Source organism: Aminithiophilus ramosus (genome assembly GCF_018069705.1).
In the GTDB taxonomy this organism is placed as follows: domain Bacteria; phylum Synergistota; class Synergistia; order Synergistales; family Aminithiophilaceae; genus Aminithiophilus; species Aminithiophilus ramosus.
This window is the reverse complement of record NZ_CP072943.1, coordinates 1,854,921-1,876,519: the sequence shown is the minus strand read 5'-3', so window position 1 is coordinate 1,876,519 and position 21,599 is coordinate 1,854,921. Positions and strand designations below refer to the sequence as shown.

Sequence of the window (21,599 nt, the reverse complement as noted above, 5' to 3'; positions counted from 1 at the left end):
ATGGCCAAGAAGACGGAGTCACGTTTCCTCTGCGGCGAATGCGGTCACCGAACCGTGACCTGGACGGGACGCTGTCCCGGCTGCGGCGCCTGGGGGACTCTGGCCGAGATCCTCGAGGAGAAGGGACCGGGAGAGTCCCGCCGGGCCCGAGTCAAGCCCCTCAATGTTTTCGACGTCGAGGCGCCGAGGCGCGTCGCCTCCGGCATCGACGAGTTGGACCGCGTTCTGGGCGGAGGCTGGGTCCCCGGTGGGGTCAGTCTCCTCGGCGGCGAGCCGGGCATCGGCAAATCGACCCTTCTTCTCCAGGCCTGCGCGGCCATGGCCTCTCAGGGGCGTAAGGTGCTCTACCTGTCGGGCGAGGAGTCGGCCTCCCAGGTGGCCCTCAGGGCCCGTCGCCTGGGAGCGACGGGAGGCGATCTTCATCTCGTCTGTCAGGACGATCTCGAATCGGCTCTGGCCTCGGCCTCCGATTACGCCTTCGTCGTCGCCGACAGCGTTCAGGCCCTGAAGGCTCCGGGCGAACCCGGCTGGCCCGGCACGCCCAGCCAGGTTCGGGCCGTGGCCCAGACCTGCATCTCCCTGGCCAAGGCCCAGGCCATCCCCTTCGTTCTCGTCGGCCACATCACCAAGGAGGGACAGCTGGCCGGCCCCAAGCTGCTGGAGCACATGGTCGACGTCGTCCTCCTCTTCTCCGGCGAGCGGAGTTCGCCCTACAGGCTCCTGAGGGCCCTGAAGAACCGCTACGGGGCCACGGACGAGCTGGGCATTTTCGAGATGATCGAAAGAGGTCTGGCCCCCGTCGAGGATGCCAGCCTTCTCTACTGGAACGCCGCCGAGGGTTCCGTCCCCGGCGTGGCCATGACCGTCGCTCTCGAAGGCTCCCGTCCCCTCGTGGCCGAGGTTCAGGCCCTGGCCTGCGCCACGCCCTTCCCCTATCCGAAGAGGACGGCCCGAGGCGTCGACGTGGCCCGCGTCCAGCTTCTGCTGGCCGTCCTGGAGCGGCGGTGCGGCCTCTCCTACAGGACGTCCGACGTCTACGTCAACATCGCCGGAGGTCTTCAGGTGCGGGAGACGAGCGCCGATCTGGCCCTCTGTATGGCGCTGGCCTCGGCGGCGACGGACAGAAGTCTGCCGCCCGAGTGCTGTTTCCTCGGCGAGGTGGGGCTGGCCGGAGAGATCCGCCCCTGTCGGCGGACGGGGCTGCGCCTTCGCGAGGCGGCCCGCCTCGGTTTCCGCCGGGCCGTCGTGAGTCGCCGCGACAGGGACGAGATGCCCTCAGGAATGGACGTCGTCGCCGTGAGCGAACTGAAAGAGGCTCTGGAGGTGATGGAAAGGTGAACGAAAAAGTTTTCAAAGCCCTGCGAAGGATGTCGGTGGTCTGCCTTTTCCTTCTGGCGGCGACGGCGGCCCGGGCGGCCCCTCTCGTCGTCCTCTCCGATCTGGAGGGCGTCGTCGGCACGGCCATGGAGGCCCATCTCGACGAGGTCCTTCAGGAGGCCGCGGACAGAGAGGCCGGGCTCGTCCTTCTGCGCCTCGACACGCCGGGCGGCCTGGTCAGCTCCATGCGGGCCATGACGGGGAGAATCGTCAACAGCCCCGTCCCCGTCGTCGTCTGGGTGGCCCCGTCGGGGGCCCGGGCCGCCTCGGCCGGGGCCTTCCTCGTCCAGTCGGCGGCCGTGGCCGTCATGGCCTCGGGAACGCACATCGGCGCCGCCCACCCCGTCGGAGCCGGAGGCGATCTCGCCGAGGGGGACATGAAAAAGAAAGTGGCCAACGATCTGGCCGCCCAGATGCGTTCCCTGGCCTCGGAGCGGGGACGCGACGCCGAGGCGGCGGCCCGCATGGTCACGGAGAGTCTCTCCCTGACCTCGTCGGAGGCCCTCGGGGCGGGCGTCGTCGATCTCGTCGCCGATGACGTCGACCAACTCCTTTCGGCCATCGACGGAAGGGAGGTCCGTTCGGGAGGCAGGACGGTCCGCCTGAATCTGGCGGGGGCCTCCGTCGAGGCCCGGCCCCTGTCTCGACGCCTTCAGATCCTTTCCTTCCTGACGAGGCCTGACGTGGCCTATCTCCTGCTCATGGCCGGTCTTTACGCCCTCGTCTTCGAGATCCTGACGCCCGGCGGCTTCGTGATGGGAACGTCGGGGGCCGTCATGATCCTCATGGGAGCCTACGGCCTGAGGATGCTTCCCTTCAACTGGGCCGGCATCGTCCTCCTCGTCGTCGGCGTGGCCGTCATGGTCCTCGATCTGCTCGTCGGAGGCATGGGGATTCTGAGTCTCTTCGGCGTCGCCGCCCTCATCCTCGGCGCCCTCGTCACCTTCAGAGGAGCGCCGGGCGGAGAGCTTCTTCACGTCTCCATGGGCGTCCTGAGCGGAGCCATAGCGGCCCTCTCCCTTCTTTTCGCCCTGTCGGCCTTCGCTGTCTGGCGATCGCTGCGCCGCAAAGTCGTCTCGGGACAGGAGGGCCTCGTCGAGACGCGGGCCGAGGTGAAAAGCGTCCTTTCCCCCGAGGGCATGGTCCTCTGCCGAGGCGAACTCTGGCGGGCCCGCTCCGTCGACGGCAGGCGGATTGCCCCGGGAACGACGGTGCGCGTCGTCAAGATCGAGGGACTCCTGCTGACGGTGGAGCCCGTGGAAGAGGAAAAACCCTGAAATCGAGAGAATCACGAAGGAGGAAAGGTCATGATCGATTTTCTGTTCAACCTGCTTTTCAGCGCCGGGAGCTATCTCGGCGTCGTTCTGATCGCGTTCTTTTTCCTCAGCTCGGCCCTGAAGATCATCCCCGAGTATCAACGGGGCGTCGTCTTCCGGCTGGGGCGGATGATCGGCGCCAAGGGGCCGGGACTGGTCATCGTCATCCCCTTCATCGACCGCGTCATCCGCGTCGATCTGCGGGTGATGACGCTCGACGTGCCCGTTCAGGAGGTCATCACCAAGGACAACGTCCCCATCAAGGTCAACGCCGTCGTCTACTTCCGCGTCATGGAGCCGACGCGCTCCATCGTCGAAGTGGAGAACTACGCCGTCGCCACGAGCCAGCTTTCGCAGACGACGCTCCGGGCCGTTCTGGGCCGATCCGAGCTCGACGACATCCTGACGGCCCGCGATCAGATCAACATGGAGCTTCAGCAGATCATCGACGAGAAGACCGATCCCTGGGGGATCAAGGTCAGCGCCGTCGAGGTGAAGGAACTCGAACTTCCCGAGGGGATGAAACGGGCCATGGCCAGCCAGGCCGAGGCCGAACGGGAGCGCCGCGCCAAGATCATCAGCGCCGAGGGGGAGCTTCAGGCCTCGGAGCGGCTCTCTCAGGCGGCCCTCGTCATGGAGCGCTCGCCCATCACCTTGCAGCTCCGCTACCTCCAGACGCTGCGCGACGTGGCCAGCGAGAAGAACTCGACGACGATCTTCCCCATTCCCATGGACCTGATCAAGCCCTTTCTCCGCAAGATGACCCAGGGGGCAAAGGACGAGGACTGAACGCCGCCGGAAGGGGAAACAGCCCCCGACCGGAGAGATCTTCGCCGGAAAAAGGCCCGCCTGCAGGCGGGCCTTTTTCCGGTCCTCCTTCAGTTTCGCCGTCGGAGTGGGTATAATGTGGGGCAAATTGCTCTTTCGGCCGCCGAGGCGGCCTGTTTTTCGAGAGGGGGAAAAGGGGCTTATGGCCTACGATTTCGCACGGATCGAGGAGAAGTGGCAGACGTTCTGGGAGAGGGAGGGGGTCTTTCACGTCGAGGCGGGAGGCGACCGCCCCAAGTTCTACTGTCTGGAGATGTTCCCCTATCCCAGCGGCGCCCTTCACATGGGACACCTGCGCAACTATTCCATAGGGGACCTCATGGCCCGTTTCCTCATGATGAGGGGGTTCAACGTCCTCCATCCCATGGGGTTCGACGCCTTCGGCCTTCCCGCCGAGAACGCCGCCATCAAGTACGGCGTCCACCCCAACGACTGGACGCTGAGCAACATCGACCACATGACGGAGCAGCTCAAGCAGATGGGATGCAGCTATGACTGGCGCCGTTCCGTGGCCACCTGCAGGCCCGACTACTACCGCTGGACCCAGTGGCTCTTTCTCCAGCTCTACAAGGCCGGTCTGGCCTACCGCCGTCAGGCGCCCGTCAACTGGTGCGACAGCTGCGCCACCGTCCTGGCCAACGAGCAGGTCGTCGACGGCGGCCACTGCTGGCGTTGCGGAACGGCCGTCAAGAAGAAGAGCCTCACCCAGTGGTTCCTCAAGATCACCGATTATGCCCAGGAGCTTCTCGACGATCTCGACGATCTGCCGGGCTGGCCCGAGCGGGTCCGCATCATGCAGCGTCACTGGATCGGGCGTTCCGAGGGGGTCCGGCTCTCCTTCGGCCTCGACGGCGGCGACGAGACGATCGAGACCTTCACGACCCGCATCGACACGATCTACGGCGTCACCTTCGTCGCCCTCGCCGCCGAACATCCCCTCGTGCAAAAGCTCATCGACCGTTCTCCCGATGGAAGGGCCATGGCCGATTTCGTCGCCTCGGTGACGCAGAAGAGCGAGATCGAGCGCACCGCCGTCGGCGGAGAGAAGGAGGGGCTCTTCACGGGATTCTATGCCGTCAGCCCCGTCGACGGGAGAAGGGTGCCCATCTACATCGCCAACTACATCCTCATGGACTACGGCACGGGGGCCATCATGGGCGTTCCGGCCCACGACGAGCGCGACTTCGACTTCGCCCGCAAGTACGGCATCCCCGTCATCGCCGTCATCCGTCCCGCCGACGGGCCCGTACCGGACGGGGAAACCATGGCGGTCGCCTTCACCGAGGACGGCGTCCAGTGCAATTCGGGCGTCTTCGACGGTCTTCCCTCGGCCGAGGCCCTGCCCAGGATGGCCCTCTGGTTCGAGGAGAGGGGCTGGGGCAAGAGGGAGATCAACTTCCGCCTTCGCGACTGGCTCCTGTCGCGGCAGCGCTACTGGGGCGCTCCCATTCCCATCGTCTACTGCGACGATTGCGGCATGGTCCCCGTTCCCGAGGAGGAGCTGCCTCTTCAGCTTCCTCTCGATCTCCTCGTCTCCGAGACGACCCGCAACCCCCTGACGACGAGCGACGACTGGCGCAAGACGACCTGTCCCCGCTGCGGCAGACCCGCTTTGCGCGAGACGGACACGATGGACACCTTCATCTGCTCCTCCTGGTACTTCCTGCGCTTCGCCTCGCCCTTCACCGACGAGGCCCCCTTCCTCAAGGCGGACACGGATTACTGGATGGCCGTCGACCAGTACATCGGAGGGATCGAGCACGCCTGTCTTCATCTGATCTATGCCCGATTCTTCACGAAGGCCCTCGCCGATCTGGGCTACCTCACGGTGCGCGAGCCCTTCTCGAACCTTCTCACCCAGGGGATGGTCATCAAGGACGGAGCCAAGATGTCCAAGTCGCTGGGCAACGTCGTCGATCCCAACGAGATCATAAAAAAATACGGCGCCGACACGGCCCGACTCTTCATCCTCTTCGCCTCGCCTCCCGAGAAGGACCTCGACTGGTCCGAGCAGGGCGTCGAGGGGGCTCACCGCTTCCTGCGCCGCGTCTGGCGCCTCGTCGAGGATAACCTCGACAGGCTGCTTTCAGCGGTGTCCGACCCCGTGGCGATGGGTGATCTCGTCTGCGCCGAGAGGCGCTCCCTGAAGCGCAAGATCCACGAGACGATCCAGTCCGTCACCCGCGACATCGACGTGGAGCGTCAGTTCAACACGGCGCTGGCCCGTCTCATGGAGCTGACCAACGCCCTGACGGCCTTCAGGGCGACGGACGACGTCGACGGGCGTCTCTTCCGCGAGGGCGTGGAGGTGCTGCTGCTCTGTCTCTCTCCCGTCGCCCCTCATCTTTGCGAGGAACTCTGGCAGATGGTGGGCCACGAGACCTGTCTGGCCCGGGAGTCCTGGCCCGGAGTCGATTCGTCGGCCCTCGTCGTCGACGGCGTCACCGTCGTCTTTCAGGAGAACGGCAAGCTGCGCGAGCGCCTTCAGTTTCCCGCCGGCCTCTCGAAGGAGGAGCTGGAGAAGCGCGTTCTCTCCGACGAAAGGGTTCGGGCCCGTCTGGAGGGCAGATCGGTCGTCAAGGTCATCGCCGTCCCCGACAGGCTCGTCAACGTGGTGGTGAGGGGCTAGTGCCCCGAGTCGTCGTCATCGGCGCCGCCGGGACCGCTCAGCGGCGCCTTCTCTCGGAGACGGTCGCCTCCCTCGTCGGCCAGGGCTTTTCCGTCGAGGGGCGGCCGGAAGAGGGCGACTGGCGGGAGCTTTTCTCGTCGTTGCGGACGGGGGGGCTTTTCTCCGAAAAGAGGCTACTCGTCGTCGAGGAGGCGGCACGGTTGGGGCCTTTCCCGTCGGAGCTCCTTCCCTTCGTCGAAGGGGAGGAGGCTTCGAGTGCCCTCGTCCTCGTCTGTGAGGGTGACCTGCGCCGGACGCCGGGAAAGGCTCTCGTCGAACGAGCCTGGCTCGTCCGGGGCGAGTCGGTTCCTCCCTGGGGGAGTCGGCGCGTCGCCTGGGTCCGCGAGGCGGCCCGCGAGGCCGGAGTCGACCTCGACGGAGCGGCGGCCTCCCTCCTGGCCGAGTGGATCGACGACGTGGAGGAGATCCGCGCCCAGCTTCCCAAGCTGGCCCTGGCGGCGGAGGGAGGCAGGGTGGGGACTCCGATCGTCGAGGCCCTCTGCATCGACGAGGGGGGCAAAAGCCTCCTTCTTCTCCTCGACGGAATCTGCCGGGGGCGGGTCGCCGACGTCCTGGGAGGGCTGACGGTCCTGAGCCGAGAGCCCTCCTCCCTCCCCGTCGTGACGGCCCTTCACAATCGTCTGAGGCTTGCCCTCTATCAGGCCCTTCTTCCGCCCCGGGAGGCCAAGGCCATTCTCGGTGCCCTCAAGGCCAAGGACTACGCCTCCCGCCTCGCCGCCGAGGCGGCCCGTCTCTACGGGGCCGAGGCCCTGAAGGGGGCCGTCGCCGGCCTCATCGCCCTCAACGCCGCGGAAAAGATGGGTCGGGGCCGAGGCTGGAACGGCCTCTGCCTTCTTCTGCTGGAGCTTCTCGCCTCGCCTCGCCGCGGTCCGCGCCCTTGAGTCTCTCCGGCGGAGGAGGCGACGGAAAAAGGGAGAGAGGGCGAAGGGACTTCGCTCTCTCTCCCTGTAGAAATCTGCGGGACGGCTAGGAGGGGAAAAGGCCTACTGGGCGGCAGGAGCAAGGCCCTTGACGCGGGCGGCGAGGCCGGCCTTTCTCCTCGCGACGGTGTTGCGATGGAGAACTCCCTTGACCTGGGCCTTGTCGAGGACCGACTGGGCGTCGTCGAGGCGCTTGACGGCTCCATCGTAGTCGCCGGCCTCGACGGCCGCCAGGACCTTCTTGGCCTCCGTCTTGCACCGGGTCTTCCAGAAACGGTTATAGACGCGGTTCCTCTCGGACGTCTTGACCCGCTTGAGAGCGGATTTCTTGTTGGGCATTTCGTTCACCTCCTCCTCTGCAAAGCAGACCACATTTTATCACGGCCGACGAAAAATCCGCAACGGCCGAGGCAATCCCATGCAGGCCATTGTATCATGGAAGACCGATTTCGGTTACGATAGGGGGACTCCTGACAGATGGCCATCGACGAGACATCCTTCCCTTCCATGGAGGCCCTTTTCGGCCGCGGCGGCCCCTTTTCCCGGGCCCTGGCCGCCTACGAGGAGCGACCGCAGCAGACCCGGCTGGCCCAGGCCGTGGCCCGGGCCCTCGACGAGGGGTCGGGCTACCTTCTGGCGGCAGAGGCCCCGACGGGCGTCGGGAAGAGCTTCGCGCTCCTGGCTCCCGCGATGCTCCGTGTCCTGGACCGCGGCGAGCGCCTTCTCTTCCTGACGGCGGGAATTCCCCTTCAGGAGCAGCTTCTGAACAAGGACCTGCCCCTTCTGGCCTCGACGCTGGAGCGCGACGTGGCCTACGGCCTTCTCAAGGGAAGGCGCAATTACGCCTGTCTTCTCAAGGTGCATGAGCTGGGAGGCGAGGGCTATCTCTCCTTCAACGACGGCGGGTTCGCCTCCTCCCGGATCGTCCAGTGGGCCGCCGAGACGGAGACGGGCGACCTCTCCGAACTCGATATCGCCCCGTCCCACCCGGCTCTGGCCCGCGTCGCTTCCTCCCACAAAGGCTGTCTCGGCGGATCCTGTCCCTTTCACGATCGCTGCTTCGTCGTCAAAGCCCTCCAGAGGGCCCAGGGGTGGCAGATCGTCGTCGCCAACTACCACCTCTTCTTCTCCTACGTTCTCGGGGCGGGGCGCCCCTTTCCCGTTCCCTTCGACATCCTCCTCTGCGACGAGGCCCATCACATGGCCGAGGCGGCCCGGGCCTCGGCGTCGCGCCGATCGGCTCTCGCCGAATGGTCCCGCCTTCTCTCCAGGGCGACGCTCAACCGGTTTACCCCCTTCTTCGAGGAGGCGGGCCTGGCCCCTTCAGAGGCGGGCGAACGGTTTAACGAAGGACTCGCCCATCTGGCGGGCCTTTTCGACAAGCTCTCGGCCCTTCTCCCCAGGGGAAGGGGGCTTCAGACCGCTCCCGAGTTTCTCGGCTCCGACGGCGGCACGGCCTTTGAGATCGTCGGCTCTCTGGAGAGGGCCCTCCAGTCCGTGGGCGAAGGGGACGACGATCCGGTCCGGGCCGAGTTCCTTCTCTGGCGCGACGAGCTCCGACAGGCCCGGGAGGATCTGGCCTGGTGCCTCGACGTGGGGCAGTTCCCGAACTGGGCCTACTGGTGGGACGGAGAGGCCCTCTCCAGTGCCCCCACTCTCTCCTCGACGCTGATCCGGCAGGCCCTCGACCAATCCGAGCCGAGGGTCATCGTCGCCGCCTCGGCGACGATGACCCTCGAGGGCGATTTCGGCTTCTGGTCGCACGAGACGGGGCTGGAACCCGACGAGACGCTCTGTCTCGATTCTCCCTTCGACTTGGCCTCGCAGATGGAGACCTGGGTCGTCGACATGGGGCTCGCCGTCGGCGACGAGGGCTACGACGAACGGGTGGCCCGCGTCGTCGAGAAGCTCTGCGACGACAACGGCGGGAGCACGCTCATCCTGCTGAGCTCGATCCGTCTCCTGAAGGAGGTGGGAAAGCGTCTTCAGAGTCGCAGGAAGCCCTACAACGTCCTCGTCCAGGGGGACCTTCCCCGCGGGACGCTCCTGGCGGCCTTTCGCGACGACGTCACCTCCGTCCTCGTGGGCAGCGTCTCCTTCCGAGAGGGGATCGACATCCCCGGCGAGGGGCTCACGCAAGTCATCGTCGACCGCATTCCCTTTCCCCACCCCCAGGACCCCCTCGTGGAGGCCCGATCCCGCCTGGAGGGGGCCCGCTCCTTCGCGACAGTGACGCTTCCCTGGGCGAAACTCTACCTGAGGCAGGCCTTGGGGCGACTGATCCGCAGCGGTTCCGACAGGGGACGGGCCGTCATCCTCGACAATCGCGTCCTGGTCCGGCGGGGCTGGCGCGTCGTCGAGTGCCTTCCCCCCGCCCCCTTAAAGAGGGTGACCCTGAAGGTACAGGCGAGGAGGGACTGAAGCTCCGTCAGGCCAGCCGCAAGGCGTCCGCGGTCTTTGAAGAACCAGACCGAGCCGATCGGCCACCTCCTGAACCGTCATGTTGCCCCAGCCTCTCCCACCAAACCCCAAGCGCCTTGCTTCTTTTGTCTTCATGAGCAGGCCTCTCCTGGTCGTCATAGATGACCTTTTCCCTGTCCCCCTAAGGAGCGACAATCCCCTTGTCCGGTGACAAGGGGACGGTCCGGGGTGTCAAGGGACACTAAAAATGTCATCTAAAAAGAGGGTCTGAGGGACAATGAAAGTGTCGCTTTCGAGGGGCTGAAATCGCCCCCGTCAACAGCCCGCCTTGGCTTTCCTCCGCGGCGGAGGTCCTTTTAGGGAGGGGAACCCGTCCCTTGCTCGGAGCCGACCGCCGCGGCAGGAGGAGCGGGATTCTGTCGCCAGGGATGGTCTGCCGCCGGCTTCCTCTGCTTCTTCGTTTTGCATGGAGTGCCTGTTTTCGTCTCGATGACAGGCGGGGGAGTCGCAGGGGGCTCTTTGTCGACGGCTGCGAGATCGTAGAGCCCGTCATGGACAAGAGCCAGGAGTTTCCCGTCGAGCTTCTCGATGACCTTGACCGCCTGTCCCCTGGCAAGAAGCAGGGGGCGTCTGCGGGGGCCTATCAGGGCGTACAGTTTTCCGTCGAGGGAAATCGTCGAGTCTCCCGAGGCCTTCCGGTCGGTCTGGCGAGTCAGGAGGAGATCGAGAGCGGGGCCGTCCGGCGGAGGGAGAAAGGCAGATGCCCCCTCTGCGGGAGGACGAGCGAACCTCGGGTTATGGACCTCTCCCGGGTAGGCGGCGAGCAGGACGTTGGCCTCTTCGATCGTTTTCACTCCGGCCCGTCGGAAGGCGACGACGAGACGATCCTGAAGAGTTCCCCAGAGCCTTTCGATCCGCCCCTTCGCCTGGGGAGACCCTGCAGGGACATAGCGAGTTCCGAGAGCCTCCAGAGCGCGGCCGAACTGGGTTACAGGCGCCGAGTCCTCCAGCTCCTCCTTGATCGTCAGTTTTTCCGACTTGGGAGAAAGGAAGATGGTGTGGCGGTCGGCGTAAAGCTCGCGAGGCACGCCGTGGCGATCAAGCATCTGACGGAGCACGCGGAAGTAGCCGAAGAGGCACTCATTCCTGGCCATCCACAGACCGAGGACCTCTCCTGTGGCATCGTCAATCACGCCGTGGAGAGTGCAACGCTCACCGATCTCGAACCAATCGAAAGGAGAGGCGTCCATCTGGACCAGATCGCCTCGTCGGGACCGTCGGACCCTGCGGGAACGCCGCTTCGGGGCCCGGTGGCGATGAACGAGGGACAGGTTCTCCGCGCGAAGGAAACGGGCGATGCTCTTGGCGCTCAGCACGAGATCATGCTCTTCGGCAAGGAGTTCGGCCATGTGCTGACAGCTCGTATCCCTGTAAAGACCCTTGGCCAGACTGACGACGAAATCCCGTGTCTCCTGAGAGATTCTGCGCCGGGACGGTTTGCCTCGTCCCTTGTGCAGGAGCCCCTGCGCTCCTTCTTCCCGGTAGCGTCGTTTGAGCCGAAAGACCTGACGGCGGCTCAGACCGAGCCGATCGGCCACCTCCTGAACCGTCAGGTTGCCCGCGACAGCCTCTTCCACCAACCCCAAGCGCCTTGCTTCTTTTGTCTTCATGAGTAGGTCTCTCCTGGTCGTCATAAGTGACATTTTCCCTGTCCTCTTCACGAGTGACAATACCATTGTCCGGCGACAAAGGGGACGGTCCGGGGATGACAGCCTCCGACGGCTGTGCTATATTACGAAAGCTGGTTTTCAGACGGCGGAAGGACCCTTGTGGTCTTTATTTGACCTCTTCATCTGAGGGAGGTGGTACGCGTGAAGATGACTTTCCAGCCGCACAAGACGAGACGGAAGCGCACCATGGGTTTCCTCGAACGTTCCCGCACTCCTGCCGGACGTCGGGTGCTCCGGAACCGGAGGAGGAAGGGCCGTAAGAGCCTCTCCGTGTGATGGCCCCGCACTTCGGTTTCCCGAGAACGTCGCGCCTGCTCCATGGGTGGCAATTCGACCTCGTGTTCCGCACCGGCCGTCGCGTTCAGGGTGAGCTGGTGCGGTTGCTGTTTCTGGATGCCCCCGACGGAACGACGCGCATCGGCATGGCCGTCGGCAAGAAACAGGGCAAATCCTTCCGGCGCAACAGGGGGCGTCGCCTCCTTCGCGAGGGCGTGCGTCGCGTCGTGCCCTGGCTCCGTCCGGGCCTCTGGTTTGTCCTGACTCTTCGGTCGGCCGGTCTGGAGGCCGGAGGCGTCGAGGTCTACGAGGACCTCGCCCGGCTCCTTCGGGCACGGGGTTTTCTCTCCGAGGACTTTCCCGGCGTCGATTGGACTCCCTGGGAGGAGAAGGGGCCGTGACGTGGCCTGCCCGTATCGCCGTCCTGTCCATCAGGGGCTATCAGCGTTTTCTCTCCCCCTTCCTGGGGAGGAACTGCCGCTTTCACCCCACCTGTTCTCAGTATACGCTGGAGGCCGTAGAACGTTTCGGCCTCGCTCGGGGCGCCTGGCTCGGCGTCAAAAGGATCGTCCGCTGCGGTCCCTGGCATCCGGGAGGCTATGATCCCGTTCCGGAGAAGATCTGCCGCGACGACGTCGATTCGTTTCAAGGACGGTGAATCTCTTGGGTGCTCTATGGAAGGCCGGCGGCGACATGATGCTGGCGATTCTCAACTTTTTCTACGGCCTGACCCACTCCTACGGCTTGGCCATCATCCTCCTGACCCTGGTCATCCGGCTCCTGCTCCACCCCCTCAACCATAAGCAGATGGTCAGCATGCAGCGAATGCAGAAGCTTCAGCCCCGCATGAAGGTCCTGCAGGAGAAGTACGGCAACGACAAGGCCAAGCTGAACGAGGAGACGATGAAGCTCTACAAGGAGAACAAGGTCAACCCCGCCGCGGGCTGCCTTCCCCTCCTGGTTCAGCTCCCCATCCTGATCCTCCTCTTCAGGGCCCTGATGAACTACGACTTCGGCTCGATCAGCTTCCTCGGCGTCGAGCTCATGGGATCGGTCCTTTCCACCCTGGCCCATGCCGTCGGCATGGCCCCCGACGCCTCCATCGGCGTCGTCTCCGTCCTCTCGGCCGTGGCCGCCAATCCGGCCGGTCTGGCCAATGTCTCCGTCTACGGCGGCAACTTCATCCTTCTCGTGATCATTTCCTTCCTGACCTGGTTCCAGCAGCAGCTCACCTCGTCGGGCAATCCTCAGATGGCCATGATGAATTGGTTCATGCCCGTCTTCCTGGCCTTCATCTGCCTCAGTCTTCCCGGCGGCGTCCTGCTCTACTGGGGGGTCTCCTCGCTGGCCGGCGTGGTGCAGCAGTGGTTCCTTCACCGCAAGACGGAACTCGAGATGAAGGAGAAGCCCTCTCTCTTTCGCAACAAGCCGAATCGGGAGGGCGACGAGGAGTAGGTCCGATCCGGACCTCGAGGGGAGGATCTCGACGTGAACGACCTGGACAAGCTCGTCATCGAAGCCAGTTCTCTGGAGGAGGCCAAATCCCTCGCCGCGTCTCAATGGGGGATCGGGGCCGATGAAGTTTCCGTCAGTCTCGTCGAGGAGGAGAAACGCCTCTTCGGGCTTTTCGGGAAGAAGCTGAAAGTGGAGGTCAGTCCCCTTTTCCCCCTGCAGCTTTTCAGGGCCAGGGCAACGGCCCGGGAGCTGCTGACCCGGATGGGGCTCGATGCGAGTCCCTCCATCGAAGAGGGGCGGATCGTCGTGACCGGCGCCGACGGGAACCTCGTCATCGGCCGTTACGGAGAGGTTCTCAAGGCCATGGAGTATCTGCTCAACCTCATCCTTCGCGACGGCCCCGAGGGGGAAAGGATCCGCCTCGACAGCGAGGGCTACCGTCAGAGCCGCATCGACAGCCTGGAGAAACAGGCGCAGGCCGCCGCCGACGACGCCCTGCGCCGTCGGCGGCCTGTGCGGATGGAGCCCATGACGAGCTGGGAGCGCCGCATCGTCCACCTGGCCCTGAAGGACAGAGGCGACGTGGAGACCCGTTCGGCCGGGGAGGATCCCTACCGCAAGGTCGTCGTCTGGCCTCGGGGAGACGGCCGCGGCCGTCGCTGAAGGCGGCCAGACGTGTATCCCGTCCTCTTCCATCTGGGCAAGATTCCCGTCCACAGCTACTACCTGATCTGGACGGCGGCTCTCTGCCTCGCCCTCGAGTGGACGCGGCACCGTGCCGAGAGCGCTTACGGCATGGGGGCGGCCCGAGTCTCGAAGGTGCTCTTCTGGGGCTTCATCGGGATGATGATCGGCGCCCGCCTCGGAGGCTATCTCGACTTCTGGGAGGTTTACGCCGCCGATCCGAGCCGGATCCTCCGCTTCTGGGAGGGGGGCATGTCGTCGATGACGGCCTTCCTCGGCGGCGGTCTGACGGCCCTTTTCCTCCTCCGCAGAGAGGGCAGCCCCATCTGGCCCCTGGCCGAGGCGGCCGCCCTTCCCGCTGCGGCGCTGATCTTCGTCGGCCGGTGGGGCTGCTTCCTCAACGGCTGCTGCTACGGCTTCGTCACGGGCCATCCCTTCGGAATGCACTTCCCCTTCGATCCCCCCGGCCTCTTCCGTCATCCCTCCCAGCTCTACGAGAGCCTGGGGGCGGGGCTGATCCTCTTCGCGCTTTTTCTGGCCGAGCGCGTCTGGCCTCCCCTGGAGCGCCGTGCCCGAGACGGAGCCCTCCTCTGGCCCCTGTTCATGATCTTCTACGGCGGAATGCGTTTCCTCCTCGATTTCCTGCGCGAGGGCGACCGCATCATGGGCCTTCGGACGGGGCAGCTCGTCGGCGGGGCCGCCTTCCTCGTCGGTCTCGTCTGGCTCGTCGTCTCCGCTGTCTCTTCGCGTCGAAGGGGGAAAGTCCTCGTCTGAGTCCGGCCGGTCACTCCTCCCGGGGGAGGAGGACGTTGGCCGGGATGAGACGGCGGGCCTCCTCCTCGAGGGCGAGCACCTGGGTCAGGGCCTTCGGCGAAAGACGGCCGTGGAGCTCGCGACGCAGGTGGGAGATGAGTCCCGGCCGGGTCGCGAGTTCTCCCTTGCCCTTGAAGTCGGACCAGTTGAGGCGTTCTCCGTTCTCGAAGACGTCGATGTCGGCCAGCCTCACCCCGTCGGGGTGAAATTCGAGGCCGATGGCCAGCCGCTTGATCTCTCCCATGGGCAGGGGCGTGAAGATGCGCAGCCGGTAGATGGGGATGGCCATCATGGCCAGGGGGTAGTCCTTCCCCCAGCTCTCCTCGACGACGATGCCCAGTTCCAGGTCGCGGAAGGCGACGAGGAAGCGATTGACCTGGACGTCGTAGTGGCCGTAGACGTCGTAGATGCGCACTTCCGCCTCCGTCCATTTCTGTCCTTCCAGGGTCTCCTCGAGGTATTCGCGGGCCCGTTCGCGCAGGACGGGAAAGAGGGCGTTCCTCTCTCCGGGGACCATGAGCCCCAGGGGGTAGAGCTCGTCGAGGCCCAGAGATTGGTTCAGAGGGCGTTTGGTGAAGAACAGGGCCGTTTCGTCACGCTCTGAAGGGGGGAGGAGAAAGTCGGGGATGATCTCCCGGGCTTTGAACTCCTCCTTGATTTTTTTGAGGGCCCTCTCGATTTTTCCCGTCAGGCGCATGAGGATCGTGCCGGGAGCCAGATCGGCGCGGCAGAGGAGAGGGGCCATGCCTCCGTTGATCAGCTCGGCGAAGACCTCGTCGGGGGCGGCCTGGATCAGGACGAGGCGCTCTCGAGGCCGCTCCCGCTCGAGGAAGACGAGAGTGCTCTGCTCGTCGAAACCCCTCTGGTCGAAGCCGGGGTCGAAGGACCTGGCGGCGACGCGGGACTGAAGGAAGGCCTCCACGGGACGGACGTCGGCGCATTTGAGATAGAGCACGCGGGCTGTGGTTCGAACGAGCGCAAACAGGGCGATCTCTCCTTTCTCCGTCCCTCGAGGGACCTTGTCAGGGGCGGCAGCGCCTTCGGAGAAGGCGGCTGTCGTCGGTGCCGATGGGGTAGCGGAGACGGCGGAAAAGGCCCGTCGTCGGGCAGATGAGGTGTATGCCTTCTATGCCGTTGAGAAAGAGCTTCTCCTCTCTCATCCCGCTTCGAAGGGTCAGGTCGTGGCCGAACAGATTCATCGGTTGAGGGTCGGTCATGATCCCCTCCGGCCCGTGGGCGACGCGAAGGGAGAGCCTGCCGAGGGTGAGATTCGCCGGTTCCGTCAGAATCTGGCTCGACCGCGCCCGGGCGCGAACGCGGGAGGCCGCGTCGTGGTTTCCCATGACGAGGATCACCTGAGACGGTCCCTCCTCCAGTATATCGAGAAGCCGCGAGAGGCGCTCGGCATAGAGCTTCTCCAGCTGGGGATAGAGGCCGAGTTTGACGTCGTCGACGAGATCGCCCGTGTGGACGATCCAGTCGGGCCTCAGTCGGCGTAGAAGACGCCTCAGGTAGCGGTAGCTGCAGCTAGGCGTGTCGGCGAGATGCACGACGAGCCCCTCCCAGGGAGGTCGTTCGGGAGGAATCCCGAAAAGCCGTTTGATGAAAGACATGCCTTGAGCGTCGCCCTCCTCTTTTCGGCAGACCCGAAAGCCGGGAAAAGCATATCAGAAAAGAGCGCCTCTTGTGCGATTGGCGGAAGGGGTTCTTTTTTTATGGAATGTAGGGCATTTGGCCCTCGTCATTGTGGACAGCGACGGGCATATTGTAGTATAATTGCCACAAAATCGGGAGCCGCCCCATGCAGAGCCGACGTTCGCGGCGGGAGGTGGGATTCATGGCAGGCGTTCTTGAGTCCTTTGAGGGTTCCGACAGAGGCGTGGAGTTGCAGTCCCTTGCTTTCGATCTCTTTTGTCGTCTGGCCGAGATGTCGCCGGGCCTGGAGAGGACGTGGAAACCCGTCCTCCTCGGTCTTCGCCGGGAGGAGAGCGATCCCTCCCGGTCTTTCTCTCTGATATGACCGATCCCCCCTGAAACGAAAGGGAGAGGCGAGCGACCGCTCGCCTCTCCCTTTCGTTTCAGGGGGAAATCAGGAGGGAGCGTCCTTTTCGAATTCCCGCTGGTAGCTCCGTCCCGATCCCATGAGGGCACTCAGGGGTGTCAGGGCCTCGACGTTTTCGCAGATGATCTTGACGACGGCCGTGATGGGGACGGAGAGAAGGGCTCCGGCGACGCCCCAGAGCCACCCCCAGAGCAGGAGGGATATGAGGACGACGACGGGGCTCAGGTTGAGCCGGTCGCCCATGAGTTTGGGCGTCAGGAGGTTCCCCATGACGAACTGGATCAGGAGAAGTCCCAGGCTCGCCGTGACGAAGGGGCCCCAGTCGGGGTAAAACTGGACGAGGGCGAAAAGGATGGGCGGCATGGAAGCGACGATGGAGCCGATGGTGGGGATGAAGTTGAGGAAGAAGGCCAGCAGTCCCCAGGTGATGGGGAAATCGACGCCGACGAAGAAGGCCAGGAAAAACCAGACCATCAGTCCCGTACCGGCACTGATGAGCGTTTGCGTCAGGAGGTAGCGGCTGATCTGGGAGGAGATTCCGTCGATGATGTGGTCGATCCGTTCGGCGCCGGAAAGGGAGAAGGCCTTGCGGAGCTTGTAGGTGAAATAGGGCGATCCCAGGAGGATGAAGACCATGAAAATGATGACCAGCACGAGATTGGAGAGAAGGGAGACGGCCGATCCCGAGAGGTTGAGAAGGTAGGCTGCGGCCTTGTCTCCCAGATTGAGTCCCTCCCAAAAATGGACGGGAAGGTCGAAATCGTTGGCCAGGGACTGGACCAGCGAGAGGAGACGGGCGTAGTAGCGGGGGAAGGCCTGGGCCAGGGCCACGACGCGCGCGTTGATGGAGAGGACGGCAAGCAGGCAGATCCCGACGAAAAGGCTCAAAATGACGGAGATGGTCAGAATGGGCGGAATGCCTCTGGCCTTCGTGCGGCGGACGAAGGGGACGAAGATGTTGGAAAGGAGCATGGCCAGAAGGAGAGGAAGGACGACGCCCCTCCCCGACCGGAGGACCATGCCGAGGGCGATGAGGGTCAGAATGGCGAGGAAGAGGACGGTCATTCTCTGAGAGGCCATTTCGATCCGGCGCAGGCGACGATCTTCTTTCAAGGGAGAGCCTCCGTGAGCGAGATGGTCCCATTTTACTCCTCGGAGCCTCTCCGTCCCAGAGGAATCCCTTTCGGGAGCTTCACTCTCTCTTGACGGCTAGGTGAGGGGCTTTAAAATCGGGAGGGGCGGGCGCACCTTTTCTCTTCGGGAGCCCGTCCTATTTCGTCTTTCACGGGGGGCTCCTTTTTGGGACGTAGAGGTTCTGTTTCGTGACGGCCTACTGGGTTTCCGTCGCCTTCGTCGTCTTGGCCGAGATGGGAGACAAGACGCAGCTTCTCGCCATGGCCCTGGCCTGCCGCTATCCCTGGCGGAAGGTGCTCTTGGGGGTTTTCGCCGGCAGCCTGGCCAGTCATCTGGTGGCCGCCGCCGTGGGGGCCTACCTTCCCTCTCTGGTCTCCGAGGGGCTTCTGCAGGGAGGGGCCTCCCTCTCTTTCGTCCTCTTCGGCCTCTGGACCCTGGCTGCCGGTTCCGATCGGGAAGAGGATCGGTCTTCCCGTTACGGTCCCTTCGTCACGGTCTTTCTCGCCTTTTCCCTGGCCGAGCTGGGAGACAAGACGCAGCTGGCCTCCGTCGCCCTCTCCGCCCGTTTCGGCAGTTTCCTTCCCGTCTGGCTTGGCGGCACGACGGGGATGATGATCGCCAACGGACCGGCCGTCCTGGCCGGGGCGGCTTTCTGTCGTCGCCTTCCCCGCAGAATTCTGCGGCTCGCCTCGGCGGCGGTCTTCATCCTCTTCGGCCTGCTTGGCCTCTACCCTCTGCTTCCGCCGGAGTGGCGGACGGTTCCCGTCGCCGTTGCCCTCCTTCTTCCCCTCCTGGGGCTTTCCTGGGTTGCCTATCGGAGGGGGGAGAGCCTCGACGGGACCGCAGGTCCGGAAAAGGACGGTTTTTCCTGACCTGCGGCTGCGCGGGTTCCTTCCTCAAAGAACGAAGAAAGGCGGTGCCCCGTTGAAAAGAAAGGCTCTTTGGGCAAGTCTGCTTCTTTGTGCCCTCGTCGCTCTCGTCCTCCTTTTGCGGGTCGTCGGTCATCGTCTTCCCCCTCTCGATATCCCTCCTCCCGTGCCTCCCGTCGACGAGGTCCGGGAGGCGCCGCCCGAGCCCTCCCTCCTCGTTCTTTCTCTCGTCATGGAGGCCGGGGAAGTGGCCGCCCTCATCGAGAAGGAGATCGATGTCGAGCGATACGAAGACAGGGATAGGACACTCGATGTTCCCTTCGGCGAGGCCCGGGCCGACCTCGTCGTCGTCCGCGACGGTCCCTTGGCCGTAAGGCTCGAGGGAGGGACCGTCGCCGTCGATCTTCCCCTTGCCTTCTCCTCTTCGGTGCGCTGGAGTGGAGAGGTCCTGGGCCTTCGGCCCAGTTTCACCCAGGAGCCGTCGGGATCTCTCGTGACCTCCGTCCGCCTCCGTCCCCGTCTCGACGGAGACGGGACGCTCCATCTGATCCCGTCCGTCGATCTCGTCTGGGTGAGCGAGCCGACGATGGAGATCCTGGGCCGCTCCCTGCCCATCGGCTCCCTGGTGGAACGCCTTGTCGAAGGCGAGATGGAGAGGCGATCGGAGGAACTCGGAAGACGTCTCGACGAGGCCCTGCAGACGCGGTCCCGCCTGGAGGGCCTCTGGGCGCGCCTTCATCGTCCCGTCGAACTTTCCTCCGAGCCGCCCCTCTGGCTCAGGATCGAGCCCGAGAGACTCTGCCTCGAGCCCCTCGTCATCGATTCGGGACGGATCGAACTGCGGGCTGGATTGAGATCGCGCCTTTCCATCGGCACGGAACGGCCCGAGGAGGGGGTTCCCTCCCCCCTGCCCGGGGAGCTTTCGGGCCCCTCTCCTTCGGACGGCGTCGATCTCCGCGTCCCCCTCGTCATCGCCTACGAGGCCCTGAGGGAGACCGTCGAGGAAGACCTGGCGGGGAAGAGCTTCGACCTCGGAAACGCTCTGCGCCTCTCCGTGAAGGGCCTCTCCCTTTCCGGAGGGGGAGGGTTCCTCTTCGCCGCCCTCGACGTCAAGGGCGGAAAGAGCCTCTTGGGGCTTGAGGGGACGATCTACCTTCGAGGCCGCCCCGTCTGGAGCGCCTCGGAGGAAACGCTGCGGCTGGCCGACTTCGATTACGACGAAAACACCACGCGAGGGCTTGCCCGTCTTGCCGCCAGCCTGCTCCAGAGCACGCTGCGGGAGCGCCTTTCCGAAAAACTCGTCTTCCCGCTGGGGGAGAGGCTGGCGGAGGAGCGGATCCGCCTCGCCGCCGTTCTGAGCCGAACCGAGCTCGGCGAGGGCTTCGTCCTCCTCACCGACCTTCAGACCCTCGCCATAGACGAGGTCTATGCCTCCCGCGAAGGGCTCCGCATCGACGTCCGCCTTGAGGGAAAGACGAAAATCGTCCGCGACAGTCCCTTCTGACCGACCGGCGGCGGCGCCGGACCTCGCCGGAGAGGCGTACCGAAAGCCTCTTGAGGCGACGGTCCTTCGGTGAGGAAAGAAGAGCGACGCAGGGGGAGAGGGCTCGCCGGATCGAGAGGGCCCTCTCCCCTTTTGTAGGTGCCGTGAGATTTGTCTTTAATTAATTAACTTGAAATGTCTGTCTTCTTGACCGAGATAGCCGGCATGGTAGAGTTTATAAAATGACTTGAATGTAATGGATTTATGAAATAGTTTGATTTAGGGAACCTCTGAAAAAAAGTCCCGGCGAGCTCCAACAGTACCTCTTGGTGGCTGAACGCGTACGTTGTGTGCCCTTTCAGCCGGTTGTGTCAGACAAGTTGCCTATGTGGAGCTATTCCAGGCTCTTTTTGTCTTATGGTTGTCTTTTTGCCGGCTTTTGAAGACACTACGCCCTATCCATCTCCAATAAAAGCCTTCTCACCATGTACAGGTTGGACAGGGCAAAAATCACGTGGACATGGCTTGTGTTCTTCTTGAGCCCCTTGTAACGCACCTTGGTGAATCCGAAGACCCGCTTCGCTCTTCAAAAGACATGCTCCACCTTTGCCCTCGTTTTGGACAGCATACGATTGTGAGACTGTTCTTCGTCGGTCAGTTTCCTGTTCCGTGACCCTCTTTTTCGGCCTTGTCGACGGCATCGGGTGCCTTTTCCCGGATCGTCTCCGTCTTGCCTATGTAGGCCGAATCGCCCCGGACTCCCTTTTTTCGCTCCGTGGAGAAGGTCTCCGACCATCGGGGAGTCGTGGACATTCGCCGCCGTGGTCGCGAGGCTGTGGACCAGCTTGCTGTCTTTGTCCACCCCGATGTGGACCTTCATGCCGAAGTCGCACGGGTTCCCTTTCTTTACCTGATGCATGTCGGGGTCTCGCTTCTTCTCCTTGTCCTTCGTCGACGAGGGCGCGGCGATGATGGTGGCGTCCATGACGGTTCCCTCGGCAAGGCGCAGTCCTTTCGATTGCAGGTGAGCAGACCTCACGGAAGATCCGTTTCCCCAGGTCGTGCGCTTCGAGAAGGTGGCGAAACTTGCAGATGGCCGTCTCGTCGGGGACAGGCTCGTTCCCGACGTCGATGCCGACGAAGCGCCTCATCGATTCCATGTCGTAGAGGGCTTCTTCCGCTGCCGGGTCGCTGAGGTTGAACCGGCACTGGAGGTGGATTCGGAGCATCCGCTCCAATCCAACCGGTGGACGACCTCGTTCGGCCTTGGGATAGAAGGGAGCGATGAGCGCGCAGAGATCCTTCCAGGGGACCACAGCCTCCATTTCGACAGAGACACGTCTCTCACCGGGTAGGCTTCCTGTATCTCTCGAAGGTCTGGGCGTCGGCAAGGGTTTTCTGTCGCTGATCTCGCGTCTCGCACTCCTTGGAAAGGGGATGATGACCTCGGCGCTACAGCTCTATTCTACCGATTACATCATCGCTGATGCGACTTCATGAAAGGCGCTTTTTTCAGAGGTTCCCTAAGGGGCGCAAGGTCGT

Annotated in this window: 20 protein-coding genes and 1 pseudogene; 15 read left to right on the top strand and 6 right to left on the bottom strand. The window is 64.1% G+C overall.

Translation table 11 applies throughout. The annotated features are described in order from the left end of the window. The 5 genes from radA to holA all read left to right on the top strand — a co-directional run bounded on the left by radA (position 1) and on the right by holA (position 7,091). On the top strand, positions 1 to 1,338 hold the full coding sequence (gene radA, locus KAR29_RS08640; protein ID WP_274372596.1) for a DNA repair protein RadA: 1,338 nt from the start codon (positions 1 to 3) through the stop codon (positions 1,336 to 1,338). Then, on the top strand, positions 1,335 to 2,654 hold the full coding sequence (locus KAR29_RS08635) for an NfeD family protein (protein WP_274372595.1): 1,320 nt from the start codon (positions 1,335 to 1,337) through the stop codon (positions 2,652 to 2,654). The genes radA and KAR29_RS08635 overlap by 4 nt, the downstream gene beginning before the upstream one ends. Before the next feature lie 30 nt (positions 2,655 to 2,684). After that, the gene (locus tag KAR29_RS08630; protein WP_274372594.1) at positions 2,685 to 3,482 is read left to right on the top strand and encodes a slipin family protein; all 798 of its coding nucleotides are present in this window, start codon (positions 2,685 to 2,687) and stop codon (positions 3,480 to 3,482) included. 181 nt (positions 3,483 to 3,663) lie between these two features. Next, a complete protein-coding gene (gene leuS, locus KAR29_RS08625) occupies positions 3,664 to 6,150 on the top strand; it encodes a leucine--tRNA ligase (protein ID WP_274372593.1) in 2,487 nt (828 codons plus the stop codon). Next, a complete protein-coding gene (gene holA, locus KAR29_RS08620; protein WP_274372592.1) occupies positions 6,150 to 7,091 on the top strand; it encodes a DNA polymerase III subunit delta in 942 nt (313 codons plus the stop codon). Before leuS ends, holA begins: the two co-directional genes overlap by 1 nt. 102 nt (positions 7,092 to 7,193) lie before the next feature. Here holA and rpsT read toward each other — a convergent pair whose 3' ends face one another. Beyond that, a complete protein-coding gene (gene rpsT, locus KAR29_RS08615) occupies positions 7,194 to 7,469 on the bottom strand; it encodes a 30S ribosomal protein S20 (protein WP_274372591.1) in 276 nt (91 codons plus the stop codon). A 138-nt stretch (positions 7,470 to 7,607) separates the two neighbouring features. On the opposite strand from rpsT, the gene KAR29_RS08610 reads away from it, so the two are divergent. After that, positions 7,608 to 9,551: an ATP-dependent DNA helicase gene (locus tag KAR29_RS08610; protein ID WP_274372590.1), complete on the top strand. Its 1,944-nt coding sequence runs from the start codon at positions 7,608 to 7,610 to the stop codon at positions 9,549 to 9,551. 356 nt (positions 9,552 to 9,907) lie between these two features. Here the strand turns inward: KAR29_RS08610 and KAR29_RS08605 are convergent, their stop codons facing one another. Beyond that, a complete protein-coding gene (locus tag KAR29_RS08605; RefSeq protein WP_274372589.1) occupies positions 9,908 to 11,221 on the bottom strand; it encodes an ISNCY family transposase in 1,314 nt (437 codons plus the stop codon). 207 nt (positions 11,222 to 11,428) lie between these two features. Here KAR29_RS08605 and rpmH point away from each other — a divergent pair, with 207 nt between their 5' ends. The 6 genes from rpmH to lgt are packed head-to-tail and all read left to right on the top strand — an operon-like array spanning position 11,429 to position 14,470. Then, positions 11,429 to 11,557, top strand: a complete 129-nt coding sequence (gene rpmH, locus KAR29_RS08600; RefSeq protein WP_423233646.1) for a 50S ribosomal protein L34 — start codon at positions 11,429 to 11,431, stop codon at positions 11,555 to 11,557. Next, on the top strand, positions 11,557 to 11,958 hold the full coding sequence (locus tag KAR29_RS08595) for a ribonuclease P protein component (RefSeq protein WP_274374955.1): 402 nt from the start codon (positions 11,557 to 11,559) through the stop codon (positions 11,956 to 11,958). The genes rpmH and KAR29_RS08595 overlap by 1 nt, the downstream gene beginning before the upstream one ends. After that, positions 11,955 to 12,215 (top strand): membrane protein insertion efficiency factor YidD, encoded by a 261-nt coding sequence (gene yidD, locus KAR29_RS08590; RefSeq protein ID WP_274372587.1) that lies wholly within the window; start codon positions 11,955 to 11,957, stop codon positions 12,213 to 12,215. Before KAR29_RS08595 ends, yidD begins: the two co-directional genes overlap by 4 nt. Before the next feature lie 5 nt (positions 12,216 to 12,220). Further along, positions 12,221 to 13,012, top strand: a complete 792-nt coding sequence (locus KAR29_RS08585) for a YidC/Oxa1 family membrane protein insertase (RefSeq protein ID WP_274374954.1) — start codon at positions 12,221 to 12,223, stop codon at positions 13,010 to 13,012. 33 nt (positions 13,013 to 13,045) lie between these two features. Further along, positions 13,046 to 13,675, top strand: coding sequence for a R3H domain-containing nucleic acid-binding protein (locus KAR29_RS08580; RefSeq protein ID WP_274372586.1), 630 nt, complete (start codon positions 13,046 to 13,048; stop codon positions 13,673 to 13,675). A 12-nt stretch (positions 13,676 to 13,687) separates the two neighbouring features. Beyond that, positions 13,688 to 14,470, top strand: a complete 783-nt coding sequence (gene lgt / locus KAR29_RS08575) for a prolipoprotein diacylglyceryl transferase (RefSeq protein ID WP_274372585.1) — start codon at positions 13,688 to 13,690, stop codon at positions 14,468 to 14,470. Positions 14,471 to 14,480: 10 nt separating this feature from the next. Here the strand turns inward: lgt and KAR29_RS08570 are convergent, their stop codons facing one another. Together KAR29_RS08570 and KAR29_RS08565 are read right to left on the bottom strand one after the other, a co-directional pair. Next, positions 14,481 to 15,464: a hypothetical protein gene (locus KAR29_RS08570; protein ID WP_274372584.1), complete on the bottom strand. Its 984-nt coding sequence runs from the start codon at positions 15,462 to 15,464 to the stop codon at positions 14,481 to 14,483. Between the two features lie 67 nt (positions 15,465 to 15,531). Then, positions 15,532 to 16,122 carry a metallophosphoesterase gene (locus KAR29_RS08565; protein ID WP_274372583.1) on the bottom strand — a complete coding sequence of 197 codons (591 nt, stop codon included), beginning with the start codon at positions 16,120 to 16,122 and terminating at the stop codon, positions 15,532 to 15,534. A 224-nt stretch (positions 16,123 to 16,346) separates the two neighbouring features. Between KAR29_RS08565 and KAR29_RS08560 the strand changes: the two genes are divergently transcribed. Next, a complete protein-coding gene (locus KAR29_RS08560; RefSeq protein ID WP_274372582.1) occupies positions 16,347 to 16,529 on the top strand; it encodes a hypothetical protein in 183 nt (60 codons plus the stop codon). 69 nt (positions 16,530 to 16,598) lie between these two features. On the opposite strand, the gene KAR29_RS08555 is transcribed toward KAR29_RS08560, so the two are convergent. Beyond that, complete coding sequence (locus tag KAR29_RS08555; protein ID WP_274372581.1) at positions 16,599 to 17,684, bottom strand: AI-2E family transporter; 1,086 nt, start codon at positions 17,682 to 17,684, stop codon at positions 16,599 to 16,601. A gap of 209 nt (positions 17,685 to 17,893) precedes the next feature. Between KAR29_RS08555 and KAR29_RS08550 the strand changes: the two genes are divergently transcribed. Continuing rightward, entirely contained in the window at positions 17,894 to 18,577 is a 684-nt protein-coding gene (locus tag KAR29_RS08550) for a TMEM165/GDT1 family protein (RefSeq protein ID WP_274372580.1), read from the top strand. Between the two features lie 52 nt (positions 18,578 to 18,629). Next, positions 18,630 to 20,078, top strand: a complete 1,449-nt coding sequence (locus KAR29_RS08545; RefSeq protein ID WP_274372579.1) for a DUF4403 family protein — start codon at positions 18,630 to 18,632, stop codon at positions 20,076 to 20,078. Between the two features lie 427 nt (positions 20,079 to 20,505). On the opposite strand, the pseudogene KAR29_RS08540 reads toward KAR29_RS08545, so the two are convergent. Next, positions 20,506 to 21,461, bottom strand: a pseudogene (locus KAR29_RS08540) (IS5 family transposase); the annotation flags it as partial. Positions 21,462 to 21,599: the final 138 nt, after the last annotated feature.